Origin of the sequence: Paenibacillus sp. IITD108 (assembly GCF_036541265.1) — a bacterium.
GTDB lineage: Bacteria > Bacillota > Bacilli > Paenibacillales > Paenibacillaceae > Pristimantibacillus.
Genome location: NZ_JAZHCT010000013.1, coordinates 100,533 through 121,704 on the forward strand (window position 1 = coordinate 100,533; position 21,172 = coordinate 121,704).

Sequence of the window (21,172 nt, forward strand, 5' to 3'; positions counted from 1 at the left end):
ACTCCTAAATGTTAAAGAGGGATGTACATGAAAAATAATGTTCTCACCTTGCAGTCAATTGACAAGCTTAGCGGACAAGCCATTTACGAGCAAGGCTTGTCTTATGTGAAGGCTGATCGCGTCGAATGGTTAATATTTAACACAGAGCAATCGCATTACGAAGCGACCATTCACAGCAAGCGCAAAGAATTTGTTGTCATTGATATAGATTCGCAGGATCGAATTGAAGCTTCCTGCTTTTGCACTATTCATAAAGACTCCTATTGTGAGCATATTGTTGCTGGAATTCTGTCTTTGCGGCAAATGATTTTTGGCGATCATAACGATGACAGATTGGAGGCACTGCCATTAACGCCTGCAGCTCAAGTTGAGAATACGGCATTGCGTGATACTTACAATAGCGCTTCAGCCATTGAAGCATCTGAACAGCTGCTTGCCTTATTTCATCAGCAGAAGCTTCCTCCTGCCAGCAATGCCTTTATTCATGACGCAAGAACGGAGCTGTCTGTTGAATATATCGTTAAGCTGACGAGCAATGAGTCGGGGCGGACCATTATTGTGCTGGAGCTCCGCATAGGAACAGCGAGATTGTATGTCGCGCAGCAATTAAAGCTGCTGCTGCTCCGCATTGCTCGCAAAGCCTCCTTCGTCTTTACCAGCCAGTTTACTTACTTGCCCAAGCAGCATCGCTTCTCCGCCCAAGACTTTGAAATCATTGAACAGCTTATTCAGCTTGCCCAGCAGGAGCAGCTTTACGAGGAGCCTCTTACGCGTCCAAGAAAAAGCAGTGAGCGGATGCTGTTTATCCCTCCGCTGGCATGGGAGCAGCTTATGCCTAAGCTGGAGGAGATCGAGCATGTCAGAGTGATCGATGAAACGAGAGGCAGCATGCAAACCGTATTCAACCGGCTGCTTCATTTTCAACAGCCGCTGCCTGTACATTTCCATTTTCAAGAGCACAGCAATCAGAAAAATGGTTACGAGCTTATAGCAGATGGTCTAAATGATCTTACTTTAATGCCAGATTACAGGCTCGCCTTTTCAGACGGAAGCTTAATTGATGTTGGAGAGCAGGAATGCAGCCTGCTTGCTCAGCTGCAGCAAGTAACGAAGCGTACAAATAGCACCGCTATTTTTATACCAGGCCATCATATGGAAACTTATATTGACCAAGTTATCCCATCGCTAAAAAAGCTGGGCGAGGTACAGCTGGCCGACAGTATAGCTGATAAGGTCGTGCAATATCCGCTTAAAGCGCGCATTTACTTGGATCGAGTCAAGGATCGGCTGCTCGTAGGAGTAGAGTTTCAATATGGGGATATTATTATTAATCCGCTGGCAGATAGAACGAGCGCTCGCGGAGCTGAGCGGATTCTTATTTATGATAACGAGAAAGAAGCACAAATAATAGGTCTGCTTGAGCATGATCACATTTTCCGCACAGAGGGCGGATTTATAATTGAGGATGAAGAAGCCCAATTCATGATGCTCTACGAGCTTGTCCCAGAGCTTGAGCATTTGGCAGACATTTACGCCACAACGGCTGTTAAGGAAAGATTGTTCGCCGAGCAGCTTCACCCTATCGTCCATTTGAGCTTTAATGAGCGGACAGACTGGCTGGAATTCAAGCTGCAGCTTGACGGCATTTCCGAGCAGGAAATTCGCGAGCTGGTTAAAGCAATTGAAGTACAGCGGCGCTACTTTAAATTAAGCAATGGCTCCTTAATTCCAATGCGCGGAAGCGGGTTTGAGCGGCTAATCAAGCTCATGAATGAAATTGGCTTGCACCATATCGCATGGGATGGCGCGGCTGGACATGCTCCTGCGGTGCGTGCCTTGTCGCTATTGCAATTTCCGGACGATATCGGTTCATCCTTCAAGCTGAGCCGCGCCTTGCGCGAGCGGCTGGATAATATTAAGCATCCGGATCAATTAAACTTTCCTATTCCGCCTTCGCTAGACCCGATTTTGAGAGGCTATCAGAAATTTGGCTATCAATGGATGCGCACGCTAGCTTATTACGGCTGTGGTGGAATACTCGCCGATGATATGGGATTAGGAAAAACGCTGCAAAGCATTGCCTTCCTGCTGTCCATGCTTGATGAGATTCGCGGAAAGCAGCCTGCTTTGATCGTCGCCCCTGCATCGCTGACCTACAACTGGTTAAATGAGCTGGCCAAATTTGCACCCGAGATAAAAGCCACTGTAGTTGACGGCACCTATGCAAAGCGTAAGCAAATGATTGCCAATAAACAGAAGATGGATGTTCTAATTACATCTTACCCTATGCTGCGGCAGGATATCGAGCATTACAAAAAGCATCATTTTCATACCTTGCTGTTAGACGAAGCGCAATTTTTCAAAAATGAAACTACGCAAACCGCCCTTGCTGTTAAAGCTCTAGCAGCCAAGCATAAATTCGCTTTGACAGGAACGCCGATTGAAAATCGGATCGAAGATTTGCGTTCTATCTTTCATGCAGTATTTCCAGAGCTTTTCGATGATAGGGACATATTCCGTTACATGCCTCACGAATTAATCGCGAAGCGTTCGGCACCTTTCCTATTGCGAAGATTGAAGAGCGATGTCGCGCGCGAGCTGCCGCCCAAAATTGAAACAACCCAAGCAAGCGAGCTGCTGGCAGATCAGAAAAAATTGTACCTTGCTTATTTAGCAAAGCTTCGCCAGGATACATTAAAGCATCTGGACCAGGATACCTTTGGCAAAGAGCGCATAAAAATTTTAGCCGGCCTGACTCGGCTAAGGCAGCTCTGCTGCCACCCTGCTCTATTCGTTGACGGCTACACTGGCGGATCGAGCAAGCTGCTGCAGCTGTTTCAAATTATTGAAGAATGCCGCAGCTCAGGCAAGCGAATGCTTATTTTTTCCCAGTTTACAGAAATGCTCAGCATCATTGCCCGCGAGCTTGGCTATATGGGTGTACCTTACTTTTATCTCGATGGCGCTACACCTGCACGCGATAGGCTTGCGCTATGCGAAGCCTTCAACCAGGGCGAGAAGGATATCTTCCTTATCTCCTTAAAGGCTGGCGGTACGGGACTGAACCTGACCGGCGCTGATACCGTTGTTCTGTATGATCTATGGTGGAACCCTGCTGTCGAGGATCAGGCTGCTGATCGTGCGCACCGGATTGGGCAGAAAAAGGTTGTTCAAGTAATTAGACTTATTGCGCAAGGAACAATCGAAGAAAAAATGCTCCAGCTTCAGCAGCGCAAAAAAAATCTGATCGATGCCATTATACAGCCTGATCAGCACGCCGCCGCCACTTTGACCGAGCAGGACATTAGGGAATTGCTTGCCATTGAATAATGGCAAGCTCTTGATTTCGCGTTTGAAGGCGCGGGTCGGAATCAAATCGCGCGGTGAGTCACAAATAGACGTTGAAGAAACTACCAAATGCGAGCACTAAATGTATTTTGTGCATCTAGTTTCTCCTTTTTCGCTGAAAAAAGGAATCTAAATACATTTCCTGCATCTAGTTTGATCAAAAACCGCTGTATTTTGCAAAATGCTCAAAACTAACTGTAGTTTTTCCCCTTAGAATCGAAAATTAGCTAAATTTCTTAAAACTAACTATATGAAATGCACTTAGTTTAAAAGTATGCGTAGTTAGCTATGCAGCAACAAGAAGATCGAAATGAGATAGCCAAGAAAAACGGGCTGCATCCATCCGATATCTGACGTACTTGTTGGAGCAGTTGCCGCAGCCTTGCCGATTTACCATACTCCACTCTTACTATAGAATGAATGACAGTGCGAACCTCCGAATGAAATGTCAATATGAGACTGTCGATTAATTGTGGGCAACTATTGATAAGCAATGAGAAAGGGGAAACGGAGAGCAAGAATGGGAATGGAGAAGCGCTAGCGTCCGCCTTTGTAGGCTAATTTTTTCCTTTACAGGGGTTATTTATTCATAAAAATTAGACTACAACAGCGGTCGGAATCCCAATCTTGATCGCAGTGGCCCCCCTTTCTATTGCTTGTTGCAACTATCCACAATTAATCGACAGTCTCAATATAATCGTTATATGATATTTGAGCAAAAAGAAAAACGCCTGATGGCGTTCCTCTTAAAAAACATAGTATATCCACGAGGGAGGGACTGTCCCTATTGATATAGTCGTTACGGGACAACTGTTACGCTTAATACAGCGCTGGAAGTGACGCCTGCCTCATTGAGAAGCTCGACGCGATACACGTATGTGCCGACCGGCTTACCGCTGATCTGTATCCGTGCAGTCTGAGCTCCTGGTGTTGCTGCGGTTAACGGCTGTTCGTCTATGAGCACACCGTTCTCATATAGACGATACGCGGTTCCGTTCGTTCCCCACCACATATTCATCGTTACAGCGAAGCTGCCATCACCGTCCCAGTTATCATGAAATAGGACTGGCGTACCCGGAGTTGCGTCAGTCACGGTGACAATAAGCGGATTACTTGTTGTAACACCGTAACCATTAATTAACTCTGCACGATACGTATAAACGCCGTTTGCACGACCGCTAATGGCTGTTGCTGTTGTTTGCGTTGTCGGCGAATGGTCGATTATCACATTCGTCTCAATCAGTACATCATTCTCATACAGACGATAAACGGAACCATTATTCCCCCACCACATATTCATCGCTACAGTATAGTCGCCATCGCGCAAGCCAGTATCATGACCGTTGTTGTGAGACAAGATTGGTTTGCCCGGCGCGGCGGTACTCGCCGCCGTACCAACAACTTGAATCTCCAACGGTTCTGCCGCAAGTTCGCCATAGGTTGCGCCAATAATCGTCGTGCCTGCCGCTTTGTACAAGATCACACCGCCGGCAAGCACTTCGGCTACGGAGTTGTCCGAGCTTGTGTATGATGCCAGAGCTGTAACATCTGCCGATCCACTAATAGGATCAACAACCGTTACGCTTAGTCGACCAGCTGTGCCGGCGCTAGCCTGTGACACAGAGCCATTAACTGTCAGCGATGCCTGCGTGGACTCACTGCCGCCTTCCCGGATATATGATAACGGTATATAGAACACATCCCCCGGTGCGATATCGTATACAAACCCTTTACTGAAGTCGTGATCGTCGACGTAGCGGTGGATAAGTGTACTGTTGCCCAAATGTAAAATATATTGCCCTGTACCGATAGAATCGACGCTCTTAATTTCATAAACAGCATTTCTCCCGGACTGATTCGCCACATGAATATAGCGACCAATCCATTGTTCTAGCATGTGTTCAGATGTGCTTTGAGCGGTTGTTTGAATCGTAATTTGATTGTCGTCTGTTAAAATTCTGGTGAAATCAACAATCGTTCCTTCTACACGATCCGTCACTTTCGCGATTAACGGATTATCTGTGTAACCGAGCGTTACACCATCGTTCAGATAAGCTTGTGCTTCTTTTCCACTTTGCTCTATATAGGTTCCAAAATAGCCCTGGAATGCAATACGATCATCTACTACGTACAATTTGTTGCGGTCCATCGCTTGGATGATCCAATCCGTTCGCTCCCCGATCACTACTTTAATAGCGACAGCTTCCTCATCAGAAACGATTTGACCATTGTAGGTTACGGATACTTTCTCGATCTCATCTATAAATGGTGTGCCAACATACGGCTGAATAACCGAAGCGAAAACAGAATGAATATCGGAACCTTTGCGCTCTGCCATCATGTAGAACAACTCTCCTGGATTTTGACCAGTGACTGGTGGAATACCTGTTGCCAGTGCTACACTGCTTACATCGTTCAGCATGGTTAGTTTCATGTGAACTTCTTTGTTGTTGTTGATTCCATTATTCTTCATTGTCCAGTCGACACTGAATGGTTGCGTCACAGATTCATCTTTCTCGACATCTTTCAAATAGTGAAATCCACTGCCCATATACCCGGTGCCTGGAACACTATCATTTGCGGGACGAACGCCGTACTCTACATCGGGACCTGCAAGCGTTCCTGTAGGCTGACTGATCAGTTGCAAGCCATCTGTGGCAACCGTGCCTTCTCCGCCATGAAAGCTGTAGTGATGTTCATCACCGCCTGCAATTCGGAAAAGATCGACCATATAAGATCGGCTGTCATCTACATGAATCATAGCTGCAGTTCGACGATATTGCGATGTTTGGTCATAAGCGTCTGATGCGTCCACATCGATTAATTGTATCGGACCATTTCCTTCAAAATGTAGTGGTGTAGCTCCCCAAAGTGCTTTCTGCCGCGAGCGGTCTACTAGTACTGTATTGTGGCTGACCGTATGACTGCTCCATTCTATGCGGCTTGGCCAAGCTCCGGTGCGCTCTGGATAACCAAGATCGGGCGCTAAATCATAGCCATAGGCGAGAACACCTAGATTCAAAGAATCGGCATGTGCATGTGATGATCCGGACCGCCCATAATACATGAACAATTCCCGAATTTCATTTCCGAATGTATTTGCCAGTTCCATCTGTTGACGGCTGCTTTCATCAATCAGACTAATACTAATTGCTCCAAACTTATAGGAGCTTCCATTGCCTGAGCCTGCTGAGCGGAAAGTAAGTTTATGCTTGCCAGGGGTGATGTTCAAATCTTTTGCAAGTGTGACCGATGGTGAGTTGGCGGCCAGCGTTCCAGTAAAAGAATGCGTCGCTATCTTCACATCGTCATAATAGATATCATAATCGCCATAACTGGCCGCGGTGAATGGCCGCAGATCCAAATCAAATACGCCGTGCTTTTCAACATTAAATTCGAAGGAGATCGCAGACTGAGCGTTGATCGCTTCGAATTGCAGCGTACTGGAAGCAGGGAAATATTTCGTGGAGGTTCCTTCCGATAATTCGATAATTCTCATGTCGTTAAAGAAAATTGGATTGATCGCAGCCATCGTATAGTTTTGTCCGGCTCTCAGCACACTGAAACCATAGCCCGTCAAATGATTGCTTTGCGGCTTGAATGTACCATATTGTGCGATCACATCGGCAATGTCGTTTGTAAGTTGACTTGGATCAGCATCAAAAATATCGCCTCTGATGCCACCAATCGTTCTTCCATTCAATTGGTAGGCCAATTGTGCATAGATTGGGTCACCATATATTTTGAAAGCATCTACAAAATCAATAGCTTTCGTAATAATGCCGCCATTCCCTGTGCCGCCAGAGTCACCGATATGAGCTGTAAATTGGTCTGATAAAGTTAAAGGGTAGTAGGCATCGAACATCTTCTTGAATTTAGGATATTGGTACAAATCGGCAGCCGGATATTTATCATATCCTTGCAGTACATCAGCTACTTGTTTGAATTGATCGAACCAAAGCCTATTATAGAGCGGGGCTGTTTCATCTCCATGACCATCCCGATCCACCTTGCTGACTAATAACGGCAAGATGTTTCCGCCAGTGATTTTATGTTCGCTGGATACATAGGAGCCTGCCTGGAAATTAAAGTCCAGCCACTCCTTGGTTTCAGGGAAGGTATCATAAACAACAGCTGCAAGTGCCAATGTTAATTGATGCATACCTTCATTACCGCGGATCAGGTCATTCTGAATCGCCGGATAAATTTGCTTCAAGATTCCGTCTTCAATGTTTTTGCGAATAGCTGCAGCGGAATTTTTTGGTGTCAAGCTGCTTGTGCTATTGGCCTTGTTCTGCAAAAAGGCTAGAGCGCCTGGATGATCCATTGCCGGGAAAAAAGCATCGTATGCCCGAATCCAATCCTGAACCATCAAACTTTCCCAAATTGAACCGACGACTTTTCCTCTGCCGCCAGTGCCGCCGTCAGAATTCAAATAACCTTGCGCCGGCTTATAAATGCGCAAATCCATATCCGGATAAAGATCAGCAATGCGATCCAGAATTACAATTCCAGTAGCAGCATACTTTTCATCGCCTGTAAACAAATACGCATCGCGAAGACTTTGAAGCGCCTTGGGAAGCAGTGCATTAGCACCATACCAGATCGCCCAATGATTATAATACGCTATGAAAGTAAAACGATTTCCACTAGCGTCCACCCATCCCGAACCATCATCGATCCCCCAGTCCGCCGGTTTGCCGGGACAAGAAGTATTCGTCAGCAGTGATGCATTCGCAGTTGATTTCACGAATACGCCATCCACTAAACCACTTTCATAATACGCGCCAAAATCATTACATGGATACCACATGTCATTTGTAGGATCCTGGATTTTCCATGGGTGATTAATAGGATCCAACCGATAAGGATAATTCCCGAATTGATTAATCGCAGTGCCAGTTACCGGACTTCCTTTTACCTGATTGACCGCGTAACCCCGTGGAATGGACTGCGGAGTAATCAAACTCCACCAGAAATCGAGGCCCAATACTTCATAGCTGTCAGCGAGAGTGACCGCATTGTCGCGCTCATATCTCGCCCAATCGTATAGTTCAATATTATGGCGGGCATTCGCTATCTTTTCGTCTGTATAGATGGTCGAACGTTGCTTGCTGCTCTGTATATTCGCGCTATCTAATATATTCAAATCAACGAAGGCGAGCCCCTCCCGCTCACCGTATGTGATCTTGACAGTAATGCGTGCTTCACCTTCTGTCAATGCTTCCAGTGACCAGCGTTGGTTCGGTAATGTTGACACAGCAATTACAGCATCATCTGAACTCGTAACGGTTACGGAGGCATTTTCCAATGGAAGAGTTGAGCCATCATTCATTACAGCTTCGATGGCGGGTTCCAGTTTTTGACCAATGTAGTAATCGGTTCTCCCGGTGCTGATCCTTGCCTCCAACAATGCCAAAGGCATGACTGCAATACCAAAGTAAGCATCGTCAAAGTAAGCGATTCCAACATTAGTGCTATTTGAATATAACAAAATGGTCGCATGCGTAGCATTAGCAGGCGCTTCAGAACTCACATTCATTTCCACCCAATTTTTATTCGAATTATTTCCTACAGATTTTGTACTAATTCTGGAACCGGAGGCATTCCAAAACTCCAGATATAGTGACGATTCACCGTTTATAATGTACACCATGACCGATGCCGTATAATCTTGTCCGGGAACAACGGAAACTTTGTCACTTCGCAATCCCACTGTTTGAACATCTGATTGGTCATCGATACGAACGCTATAAGAACCTCTATACACGTGGTCATTGGATGCCTCATAAGTTTCAGTCCCCATACTTGGTAACGAAAGTTTCCAGCCAGCTGGTTTATTGGACTCAACTATTTCGAAGTCTCCATTATCAAGCAAATTATTCCCAGCAGCAGCAACTGACGGTGGAGTGAAGTTTTGTCCAATAAATGGGAGTATCAAAATAAATGACAAAATTATAAGAACACTTTTACTAGCTTTCATCAATATTTACACTCCTTTAATTTAAATATAATAACATGATCAAATCTATACATTTTAAACTCCTAATCTAAGGAAGCGCTTTCAAATAAATGTAATTTAGAACTCCCGCATACTCTGGCATACGGGAGGTGTTAATTAGATACTGTAAGACTAGCCGTTATTCAAAATCTTTTAGTTCATATCCTGCTTTGCGAATTTGCTCGACATAGGCTTGGAATAACTCGCGCCCGCCATATCTTGTCATCAGATCTTCCCGATATTGCGGCCAGTTACTTCCTGATTTATCATCAAACAGCATCTTCTGGTGGTACTCGTACATCTTCGTACGGAAGTCCGCCAGATTAAAGCCTGCTGGTGGGCTTGTGTTTACTCCCTTATAGTAAGTGTCATGAAGGTAAGTGGAGATCGTTGCAACAATTTCCCGATCACGATCGCTCATGCTTGGCTCGATTATTTCCAAGCCTAACACATTCGCTTCGTCCGGAGTAAAGAATTGATATACGTCAAGGAAATTTCCTTTATCGACAATATCTTTTTGATAAGCGTCCTCATTCAATGTAATCTTGTTTCCATCACGCGTGTAATGTTTTCCTTCCAGACCATAATGCGTCATCAAAAAACCTTCTTCGCTTGCCAGCCAATCCAATATTTCAATACTGCGCTTTACTTTCTCCGGTGATGTGTCCGCTGCAGTTTTGGCGAATAGAAACGCGGATGCTGCTACTCCTTCTCTCCATTGCGGTTTTTCAGGAATAGGGTTGAACGGCACCCATTCTGCCCCAGGAATGATCGACTTTGTTTTTGCTTGCAGACCTGTGGGATTGGAATCGAAAGCGAAATTTCTGTCTACTCCGACTACAACGCCTATTTTCCCTTGTGCAGCTTTGTCGATATGAGCCATGCCTTTGTTCAGGAACCAGTCAGGATCAACAATGCCAGCGTCCAACCACTCCAATACTTCATCGACTACTTTTCCTGCCAATGGGTCAGAACCATTATCATGATACATATGATCTTGTTCACCTACCACCGTAGCCTGGAATAATCCATTATTATACCACTGCGGGAAATCCCACGGCATGCCATTGCCTCCGGCGGATACGGAAAAGCCGTAAGTATCGTTCTTCTTGTTGCCATCAGGGTCATTGAATGTAAAGGCTTTCAATACATTGGTTAATTCATCATAGGAGGTTGGTATTTCGAGATTTAAGTTATCCAGCCAGTCTTTACGAATATAGTAGGAACGGTAGATGCTTCTCGCGAATGGCAGCGGTGCTCTGGCGAATACATCTTCAATCGCATAACGTTCCAATTCTTCTAAAGTAACCCACTTGAAGTAATTCGGCATCGTTTCGGGAGAAACAAACGGTGTCATATCTGCAGTCAAGCCTTGCAAAATATACTCTTGTGATGTACGTCCGTCAGTAGTGAACATGTCCGGCACATCTTTACTCGCCAGCAGCAGATTTAGTTTTTTCTTATAATCTTCTCCTACAGGCATGTAGTTCATATTTAGTGTCACATTGAATCGTTCCTCAATGGCTTGCTTGACAAAATCATCACTTGCGTTAGGCAAGTTACTGGTCGCTTGGTTTACAAACGTAAACCATTCCAATGTTAAATGCTCTTTCTTTTCTTCCTTGTTTTGTTCTTGACTTGGCGCCGTGCTAGCAGGAGCGCTGGCGCTAGGTGTCCCGCCTTCTGTACCCTTATCTTCCGGTTTTCCCGTGCTTGAACAAGCGCTTAGCAACATGGCAAGCGTCATGCCAGCCAATAACATCGTTTTCCATTTGTTTCTCATTGTTTTGCCTCCCTCTTGTCGATGAACACCTATCTCATATTATCGCACTTGCTGCATTGCTTGTCTCGTTTAGGCCTCACCTCCTTAACGTCATGGCAATCGCCATTCCGATATAAATCTGGTAATCATTAGCCCTTCACAGAACCTAACAAGAAGCCTTTTACGAAGTATTTCTGCAAGAAAGGATATACGGCAATAACAGGTATGATAGTGACGACTACTGCCGCCATTTTCATCGTTTCCGGTGGCAGCTGCTGTATCATGGCAGGATTTTGCACCAGCAGCTCCTGACTGACGTTTTGGGCTTGCAGCATATTTCTCAATACAACTTGAATGGGCTGCAAATCTCGATTATTGATGTACATAATTCCGGCGAAATACGTATTCCAGTGATTTACACCGTAGAATAGCCCTAGCGTTGCCATAATTGGCTTGGAGAGCGGCAAAATGATGAGCATCAGTGTGGAAAATTCATTGCTGCCATCAACTTTGGCGGCTTCCTCCAGATCCTCCGGCAAGTTCTCAAAGAACGTCTTCATAATGAGTACATTAAAGGCGCTTACAAGTCCCGGAATGAGCAGTGCCCAAATCGTGTTCAGCAAGCCTGTTGCGCTTACCGTCAAATACAAGGGAATTAATCCGCCTGAAAATAACATGGTGAACACAATCATGAATAAAATCGTATTTTTTCCCGGCAATTGTTTCCGTGACAGGGGAAAAGCAGTGAGTGCGGATACAAACAAATTCATCGCTGTGCCCACAATCGTAATAATAACGGTAATTTTCAAAGCTTGAGGAAGCACCTTGCTGGCGAATATCGCGGCAAAGCCTTCGAAAGTGATTTTCGTAGGAAACAGAACAAATCCGCCTTTTTGCAATACAACTTCGATGGGTGTGACGGACATCACAAACACATAATAGATTGGGAATAATGTAGCCAGTCCGAATAAAGTTAGAAATATATACAAGATCGTATCTATAACGCGATCACTTTTTGTTTTATGAAGTACGAATGACATGTTACTCCTCCTCTACCATACTCCTGAACCGCTTGTTCGCTTGGCCAGTTTATTTGCTCCAATAACGAGAATCAAGCCAATCATTCCCTTGAACAAGCCGACGGCTGTGGCGAGACTGAATTCCAGATTTTCCAACCCTCGCCGGAATACCCAAGTATCAATGATATCTCCGGTTTCATATACTCTTGCATTAAGGAAGATATAGACTTGTTCGAATCCGGCATCCATAATATGGCCGATTCGGATGATGAGCAGCAGAATGAATACATTGCGGATTCCCGGCAGCGTAACATGCCAGATTTGCCGTGAGCGGCTTGCCCCATCCACAGCGGCTGCTTCATACAGATGGGGATCGATAGCCGCCAGAGAAGCAAGATAAATAATGGCGCCGTAGCCAGTGTTCTTCCATAAATCGGTGGATACCAGAATGGTTCGGAAATATTCTTTGGTCGTCAGAAAATCAATGACTTGCCCACCGCTTTGTGTAATCCAGTTGTTAATTAGTCCAGAGCCGGGAGCCATGAAAGCGAATGCCAAGGCGTATACAATTACCCATGACAAAAAGTGCGGACCATACGAAATCGTTTGCACAGTCCTCTTGAACCATTGCACGCGAACTTCGTTAAGTATAATGGCGAATGCCACGTCGGGCAGCATGCCGAAGATAATACGGTAAAAACTCAATATGAGGGTGTTTTTGATCGTCCGATATATTTCAGGCGTGGAGAAGATCGTTTCGAAATGTTTGAAGCCGACCCATGAACTCCCCCAAATTCCTTTCAGCAGGTTGTAATCTTTAAAAGCAATTAATGCTCCGCCCATCGGCAAATAATGATAGATAATAAAATATAACACTCCAGGTAACAGCATTACGTAGTACCAGCGATGGCGGTAAACCGTCTTCATCAGTCTACTTCTCTTCGAAAGACTGGATTTGCCCGGCGCAGTAGTGGCTGGCGGCGCAGTTGGGTTGGACATAGGCGTGCTAACTCCTCTCTTTATAAGTGGTTGCAGAATTCAGATTAATCGAGTACGAACTTTCCGTATAGGCAAAAAAAACGTTATTTTATCTCAATTACAGGTTTAAAATTAGTGAATTAGTCCGTTTTGAACAATTGTACTCAAAAAATATTGACACTTATGCGACCTGTACCCGACAATAAAACATACATTGCACAAGAGCTGGTGTACATTCTACAGAGTAGAGGATGATAGAGAAATGAGAAAACGCTATCTTCATGGTCTGTTTATTCAAATCACTTTGTTCACTACCATTATTGTGCTGATTTTAACGTTGTTTCTTTATTTTAATTTTCGCAATATCCAATTGGAGCTGCTCAACTCTTCCAATGAAAAGTTAATGAATCAAGTATTTGAACATGCCATGCAAGTGAACGACTATGTCAATAATTACGCCTGGTATATGACGAATAGCCCGGAAGCAAAGCAGCTTATGTATGGAACAGACGTTACCTTGATGCAATCCTTGAATAATATCAAAGTTCTGGATGCATCCTTATCCAGCACGCCATTTCTTATCTCCGCCTATATCTACAATGGTGAGCAGGAAATGTACTATAACATCGGGCCTAATCCGATCATTCGTCAAGGCTCCTTCTATGATCAGGAAATCGAGCAGATGTTAGCGAATTCGCAATTTCAACCGCTTATACCGATTCCTAGAAAGATGCCGCATACAGAATGGGAACCACACAGACTTGTCCACACGTACACTTATATTTTGCCGCAGTATGCAGGCATGGGTGCGCGAATCAAAAATGCTGTCATTCTCAATGTGCGGGGGGATTGGCTCTTTAATACGTTATTGTCTTACGCGGAGTCGCCTTCCTTGAACGGGAACAATATGATGATTATCGATCCGATGGGCACAGTTATCGGACATTCTGATAATGATTTATTTTTGCAAAATTTATCAGATGAGCCGTATGTTCGAAACGTACTTTCATCCGGGCGGTCGTCGGGCTATTTCGTGGCAGATGTGGACGGGGTTCCGTCTGTTATTACTTATGCGACTTACGATGCTCCGGAGTGGAAAATGATTAATATTACGCCGTATGCGTATGTGGCAAGTGCTATTCAAAAGGTTCGAACGATTACACTGACGATTACTTCTATTGTCCTGGCAATTGGTTTGCTTGCCACCTTCTTGCTGTCAAGAAGGCTGTATTCGCCTATCGACTCATTGCGGAAGCAGGCGGGCGTCCTAACAGGAGGTAAGGGGAATTTTACCTTGGCAGAAGGAAAGGCGGGCAATGAACTAGAGTATATTTCGCAAACATTGGCGACTACCCATCATAAGCTGGAATCATTGGAATCATTCAAGAAAGAGCATATGTTTCAAATCAATCAAATTTTTCTGAAGAAGCTGCTTTCAAACAACAACGCTGCCGCAGACAATGTGCAAGCAGATCAGTTCGAAGCGTTTAACGTACAACTGCTCCCTAATCAGCCTGTTATTGCTGTTTTATTGCGTTTGGATCGTTATCGCTTGTTTTGTGAGCGATACAACGAGACAGATCGTTCATTATTGAAATATGCGCTGGCGAATATATCCGTGGAGGTGTTTCGCCCGCATTTCACGGCTGATGCAGTAGATATGGGCGGGGATCATATTGTGGCGCTTCTTAATGTGAAGGAACAGGAAGGAGAAGGGAGCGGTGATCTGCCGGGACAACTGGAAGGGCTAATACGGCAAATTCAACAGCAATACGAACAGTACGGCAGTCTATCCGTATCTGCCGCGATCGCTGGTCCAATAATCGATATTCATCAGCTGTCAGTCCTGTACGAACAAGTACTGTATATTTCCAATTACAGAATGGTGTACGGCTATAGCTGTCTGATCAAGCGAGAGGAAGTGGAGCAATTCACTCTGGAGGATCTGGATGTCGATGACACAGCAATCGCAGACTTGCTGGACGGCATTAAAACCGCAAACTGGATTATCATCGTACAGCACTTCAATTCCATTATGAGCCAGTTGTATAAATATCATTACAGCAATATGATGTTTTATCTGTCACTGCTTACCTCTTCTGTATTCCAGACGTTGAATGCGATCGAGCGCAACAGTTCTCTTCATTTTGAGATCGACTTTATTTCCTTCAGTAACAATATTCAGTCCCTAGAAACCTTGGAGGAGATTAAAGAAGAATATTTGGCATTGTTCAAGCAAATTACGGAGAAAATGCAGAAACAAAAGAACGAGAAGTCGGAACTGATCGTCTCCAATACAATGAAATATGTAGAGCTTCATTACGAGGATAAAAACTTATCACCTCATGCCATTGCCGATTATATTAATTTGACGTCTGCCTACTTGAACAAATTGTTTCGGGAGTATACCTCCATTTCATTGTCCAGTTATATTACGAATGTGCGCATGGATAAAGCGAAGCATCTGCTCTTGGAAAGCAGTTATAACGTAGATGAAATTATAGACATAGTCGGCTGGGAGAATAAAAAATATTTTTATACTGTATTCAAAAAAAGTCATGGCGTAACACCATCCGAGTACCGGCTAACCGCCAAGGTGAAGAATCTGGGGTGAACGTTGTTAACTTACAGAAGGGGGCTTCTCCAAGTCGTGAGATCGACTTTTGAGAAGCCCCTGTTCAATTATAAGTATATTTGCTAGAATAACTTTCCTTGACGGTATAACGCGGTAGACAATCTCATTACGGCATGCTTATAGCAATGCTGCCGCAGCGTTAATCCGTCTGCGAAGAAGGCAGGCAGAATGCTGTGCAAAGTACCTTCCATCTTGCCGAATAGCAAGCTGTAGACTTGTTCCTCGCTGTAAAACTGTGTTTCGCGGTCTTGCAGCCATTCAAAGTAAGAGACGATAACACCGCCTGCATTGGCCAGAATATCAGGAATAACTATTATGTTCCGCTCAGCCAGTACCGCATCTGCTTTCCCGGTGATCGGCGCATTGGCTCCTTCAACAATGAAGCTTGCCCGCACAAAATCGACATTGTCCTCACGTACTTGATCCTGCAATGCCGCCAAGAATAAGATATCGACATCGAGATAGAGAACATCTTCGCGTTCCAAGATTTGTGCATTTACGCCAAGTGCGGCAAGTTCTTCGGCAGTTTTCGGCAAGTCGCCCCAATTCTTGGCTGTATATTGTTGCAGAACGGCAACGGGAAGTCCGTCGGGATGGTACAATGTCACATTGCGATCGCTTACGGCAACTACCTTGGAATCGATATAGGAACAACGATGCGCCTCAAAAGCAGCAACCGCACCGACATTGCCAAAGCCCTGCACTGCCACGGTCAACGGCCGGGGCTGATCGGCAAGCGCAAGCAGCGACTGGGCGAAGCGGTTGGCTGAGCCAGCAAGCCAATCGCGCTGATCATTCACGAAATGATGCAGCATATAACGGAAAGTGAAATAAACGCCTTTGCCGGTAGCTTCCCTGCGACCGAGTGATCCGCCGCTTACAATGCTTTTTCCTGTGAAGCTGCCCAAATACGGTCTGCCGGGATTGACACTCTTGTATTCCGCCATCATCCAGTCCATCTCGCGCTCGCCGCTGCCCATATCAGGAGCGGGAATATCTCCTTACAGTTTAGATATAATCGATCATTTATAATTATTTAGTGCTAAGTACCTTTTTGACCGCGATAGCAATATCGTGCATATCCTTTTCTTCTGCCAGCAGCATGTTATGAGGCAGCCAATAAACTTCCTGTTCTGCACGTTCACTGTTCGGACAGGAATAGAGCCTGCTTTCGCCACTCCATTTCTGCGTGCTTTTAATGACTGCTTTATTCTTGTTAAGAGACACATAACCAGGTGATAAGGGGATGCCTTCTGCTAGCAGTTTTTGCAAAATGTCGGCCTTTTCTTGCTTGGTTGCTACCGGATCGATTCTGAACATGTACAAATGATTGGCATGTCTAGTAATACGGGCATCTTTTGTCAAAGTGCTTACACCATCAATATCTGCCAGAAGCTCGGTTAATAAACGGCTATTATGCTCCCGCTTGCGCATTTGTTCGTCGAGACGTGTCATTTGCGCCAGCAGGATGGCTGCCTGAAACTCTGTCATACGCAAGTTCCAGCCGATTTCCTCATGCTGATACCAGCCGCCGCCCCGGATTCTGCCTACATTAGCCAGTGACCAGGCACGATCAGCGAGTGCTTCATTGTTGGTAACGATAATACCGCCTTCGCCAGCATTAATGTTCTTGCTCGATTGGAAACTGAATGTACCGAAATCTCCAAGCGCACCTACCGCAGTGCCATCCCATTGGGCGCCGACTGCTTGTGCAGCATCTTCAATTAACTTCAAATGATGCTTAGCGGCAATTTCCTTCAATCTGGTCATATTCGCCGGAGCGCCTGCAATGTGTACGGCTACGATAGCTTTGGTTCTAGGTGTGATTGCCGCTTCTACTTTCTCAGGATCAAGCAGCAGTGTATCCGGCTCCACATCGACAAATACCGGCAAGGCGCCGAACATAAGAGCAGATGTTGCAGTAGCGATAAAAGTGTATGGTGGCATAATAACTTCATCGCCTGATTCAATTCCGGCAGCCATTAATGCAATCGTAATCGCTACCGTACCGTTTACGATGGTGATTCCGTATTTGGCATCTTGCAGTGCAGCAAATTTATCCTCTAATTCCTGCAGTTTAATTCGCCCGGTTCCTCCCCATTTGCCGGAACGAACGACTTCCAGAATCAGTTTCTCCTCCAACTCGTCATAATAAGGCCATTCCGGAAACGGTTCTGTTCTGACGGGGGTGCCCCCGGCAATTGCTAATTTGCTCATATTCAATTCCTCCTTGGGCTAGTTATCGTGCGAGTTCGAACTACCTCTTATATTGTATATTTGCGGCATAGAACACCAAATTTCAAGGCCGCCTGACCAGCTTCAGCTATTGCTTCTCCTTCAGGAAGAGGAACCCAAACAACAGCATTGCTTAAGCTTCCCTCTACGTTGAGCTGCCCGTTTTCACTTAGACCCTGGATACGAATTTGTCTTCTCGCTCGTTCCCATTCATTGATCTGTCTGCTCGTCCAGAAAACAAACCCGCGCTGTTTCGCTTCTTTGACCACTTTACGCAGAGCATCGGCTACATCCGGCAAGTTATCTATATGAACTTGATGGAACAAGAAGTGAGCGATTCCCTCGACTTGTTTAACTTGCTCCAGGAAAGGAACGAGAACACTGCTGTCCGTAACGTTTGGATTGTCTAAATCCTGTGTCAGAAATCCGATCTCTAAGACATCATAGAACCGGTTGTTTTCATCGAACAAAGAGATTGGGAAGTAAGGATGACAAGTGCCGAATAAAAATCCGACATTGCCTGTCTTGCTCGGTCCGCGTGTCTGGTCGGCTTTAATGCCTGCCGCTTCGCACCATGCGAAAAACTCACCCCAACCTTCAAAACGTGTGTAGTGATTTTTATTGGAGATGATTTGATCCATATCAGCAGCTTGTTTCAACCAGTCTGCCTGACGGTCAAACTCGGCTTGGTCCCAATGTCCTCCGCCGATATCCAGAGCATTGTAGTGCAAAGCCAGCTCATGACCAGCTTTCTTAATGGCATCGAACATTTCCGGGCTGTACCCTGGCTCGATCATGCACCAGGTAGAGTGAATACCGCATTCCTCCAACACTTGCAGAGTAGTGGCTGCGCTTTTGTCGATATTATGGTCGCTGTCATGAGAGATGTGCGCGATATAGTCAATTCCATCTGGCCAATATCCCAGAAACGGAAGTGTCAGCCCTAATGACGTTACTTTCTTTAAAAGATGACCAATGAGCCGTTCTCTCCATAGATCTGCATAAGGGTAAGCGAAGTAAGGAGTTCCTTTCTCTGTGAAAGAGCGATCCAGCTCCCAGTCCATAGCTATTCGATCGTCGGCTTTTAGTATATTATCGTTGACAGCCGCACTGCCGTCGGGGGCAGGAACACCATCATCTATAACGGGGCCGATGCCCTGCTGCATCGTTACAATCGTATGCAAGATGTCGACGGACCAGCGATCAATCTGGCCTTGACCATACTTGAATTGCAGCAATACAGCTCCGGCTTCCGCTCCTTGGGCTATGCCCGAGCGCAAACTGCCCGTCGCTTGCCTTAATCCCGCATTATCCGGGTTAATGCTCCATGGTCTGGCTTTTAGACAGCGCAGTGCATGCCAGTTGCTTGTACCGATCTCGCCTTCCAACACGGCGTAACCGACTGACAGATGCTGGCGCTCTGTGCAGCCTAGTATGCTGGCCATTCCATTTAGACCGGCATAGCTGATCAAATGTCCGCCTTGATCCACATAATCGAGCAATTGCTGCCTCGTGTTCTTATCTTCATCCGTCAGCGCAGCAACTAAGATATCTGGCTTAATCTCCGTAATTTGTTCAGTGTGATCGATCCGCACGTATGGCATGCCGACATGAGATAATATTTCTTTTATATAATTCCCGAAAACATTCAAGCCGTATTTCCTATGTTTTTCTGCAGTTTGTTGATCGATCAATATGCCAACGACAGCTGTTCTCATCTGTGTGATCTCCTTTATAAATGATAGTATAAAGCTACTTTGCGCACGCCTCTGATCATATCCTCTATGTCCTCATCCGTATAAAACTCATTAACTGGCATTCTCACTGCTGTCTCCAGAATTTGCTCCGCAATCGGACAGCTTCCTGGCTCATAGCTTGTATCAGTCATGTCAAAAGGGTAACTGCTTCCCAGATATGCTTGTTTTTGTTGAAAAAGAGGCTGAAGATACAAAGGTTTGGCTATATATCCTTCGCCGCAAGGCACTCCTTCCGCAATCAAAGCTTCGCAAAACTCGCTTCTAGTACAAGACAGTTCATCAAGCTTCAGGCGCATCATATAGAACCAATAGCTGCATTCTGCATCGGCTTCCACATGATGAACGGAAATTCCTTTGAGCCCTTTGAGTCCTTCGCTAATTCTGTCGCCTAGCGTTCTGCGCCGCTGGCAGATTGACTCTAGTTTGTCTAACTGGGCAATTCCTACAGCCCCTTGCAGTTCCGTCATCCTGTAGTTGGGAGCCAGGCTTTGAATATCTTTTATCACAACATTGTCGAATCGATGGTAATTTTTATCCGCAAATGCATGTGTGCGATAGAAATCCATCTCATCATCCGAATTGATGGTCACCATGCCGCCATCTCCGGTCGAAATATGTTTGAAATCATTCGTACTGAAACAGCCATAATCCCCGATGGTCCCTACATATCTGCCTTTATATTTCGCTTGATAAGATTGAGCGCAATCTTCTATGACGATTAAATTATGTTTGCGTGCAATCGCCATAATCGCATCCATGTCGCATGGATTGCCGGCAAGATGAACGACTACAATTGCTTTAGTGCGAGACGTGATGCACGCTTCGACCGATATGGGATCCATATTGTAAGTATGCGGGTTCAGGTCGGCAAAAACCGGAATCGCATTTTGATATAAAATTCCAATCAATGTCCCCATGTCCGAAATCGGGCTTGTAATTACTTCATCGCCGACGCTGACTCCGGCAGTGCCCAGAGCGATATGGATTGCGGCTGTCCCTGAAGAAGCAGCTACACTATAGCGAACATCGTGCATTTCATTAAATTTATCCAAAAAACGTTTAACCTTGCCTCCCAAATGGTAGAACAGTGTGCCTTGTTCTAATGCTTCAGTCAATTCCTTCAGCTCTTCCTGACCAAAACGCTGTCCTGTGCCGAACGGAGTTTGCTTCGTCTTAGTGCCCCCATGAATTGCAAGCTGCTCCTTTGTCCCATCCACGTTACTCAAATTACACACGACTCCTTTCTCCATCTCCGAATTTCACTTCTCGTTTCACCCTTCACTTCATTTACACTACGCGCTGCATCCACAACGCAATAACCTCACAGTTCACATTCAGGGCATTGCCTTGCACTTCTACCTTAGCCTGAACAGGAGCCGGACAGTAGTCTCAAAATGGATGAATTTATTCAAATATCATGTTCAAAAATAGCGAAAA

The 21,172-nt window shown here is 45.3% G+C and carries 10 protein-coding genes; 2 read left to right on the top strand and 8 right to left on the bottom strand.

What is annotated here, in order from left to right; genetic code table 11:
- Window positions 1-27 precede the first annotated feature (27 nt).
- Entirely contained in the window at window positions 28-3,330 is a 3,303-nt protein-coding gene (locus V1L65_RS13635; protein ID WP_331699716.1) for a DEAD/DEAH box helicase, read from the top strand.
- Window positions 3,331-4,147: 817 nt separating this feature from the next.
- Here V1L65_RS13635 and V1L65_RS13640 read toward each other — a convergent pair.
- From V1L65_RS13640 to V1L65_RS13655, 4 genes are all read right to left on the bottom strand, one after another.
- A complete protein-coding gene (locus V1L65_RS13640) occupies window positions 4,148-9,331 on the bottom strand; it encodes a chitinase N-terminal domain-containing protein (RefSeq protein ID WP_331699717.1) in 5,184 nt (1,727 codons plus the stop codon).
- 157 nt (window positions 9,332-9,488) lie between these two features.
- Window positions 9,489-11,132: an extracellular solute-binding protein gene (locus V1L65_RS13645; protein ID WP_331699718.1), complete on the bottom strand. Its 1,644-nt coding sequence runs from the start codon at window positions 11,130-11,132 to the stop codon at window positions 9,489-9,491.
- A 128-nt stretch (window positions 11,133-11,260) separates the two neighbouring features.
- Complete coding sequence (locus V1L65_RS13650) at window positions 11,261-12,151, bottom strand: carbohydrate ABC transporter permease (protein WP_331699719.1); 891 nt, start codon at window positions 12,149-12,151, stop codon at window positions 11,261-11,263.
- A 12-nt stretch (window positions 12,152-12,163) separates the two neighbouring features.
- Window positions 12,164-13,129 carry an ABC transporter permease gene (locus tag V1L65_RS13655; RefSeq protein WP_331699720.1) on the bottom strand — a complete coding sequence of 322 codons (966 nt, stop codon included), beginning with the start codon at window positions 13,127-13,129 and terminating at the stop codon, window positions 12,164-12,166.
- A gap of 241 nt (window positions 13,130-13,370) precedes the next feature.
- Here V1L65_RS13655 and V1L65_RS13660 point away from each other — a divergent pair, with 241 nt between their 5' ends.
- A complete protein-coding gene (locus V1L65_RS13660) occupies window positions 13,371-15,722 on the top strand; it encodes a helix-turn-helix domain-containing protein (RefSeq protein ID WP_331699721.1) in 2,352 nt (783 codons plus the stop codon).
- Window positions 15,723-15,805: 83 nt separating this feature from the next.
- On the opposite strand, the gene V1L65_RS13665 is transcribed toward V1L65_RS13660, so the two are convergent.
- From V1L65_RS13665 to V1L65_RS13680, 4 genes are read right to left on the bottom strand one after another with little or no spacing between them, the layout of a single operon-like run.
- The gene (locus V1L65_RS13665; RefSeq protein WP_331699722.1) at window positions 15,806-16,723 is read right to left on the bottom strand and encodes a Glu/Leu/Phe/Val family dehydrogenase; all 918 of its coding nucleotides are present in this window, start codon (window positions 16,721-16,723) and stop codon (window positions 15,806-15,808) included.
- A gap of 52 nt (window positions 16,724-16,775) precedes the next feature.
- Window positions 16,776-17,960 carry a DegT/DnrJ/EryC1/StrS family aminotransferase gene (locus V1L65_RS13670; protein WP_331699723.1) on the bottom strand — a complete coding sequence of 395 codons (1,185 nt, stop codon included), beginning with the start codon at window positions 17,958-17,960 and terminating at the stop codon, window positions 16,776-16,778.
- A 47-nt stretch (window positions 17,961-18,007) separates the two neighbouring features.
- Entirely contained in the window at window positions 18,008-19,696 is a 1,689-nt protein-coding gene (locus tag V1L65_RS13675; protein ID WP_331699724.1) for a hypothetical protein, read from the bottom strand.
- 14 nt (window positions 19,697-19,710) lie between these two features.
- Window positions 19,711-20,952 carry a DegT/DnrJ/EryC1/StrS family aminotransferase gene (locus V1L65_RS13680; protein WP_331699766.1) on the bottom strand — a complete coding sequence of 414 codons (1,242 nt, stop codon included), beginning with the start codon at window positions 20,950-20,952 and terminating at the stop codon, window positions 19,711-19,713.
- Window positions 20,953-21,172 lie beyond the last annotated feature (220 nt).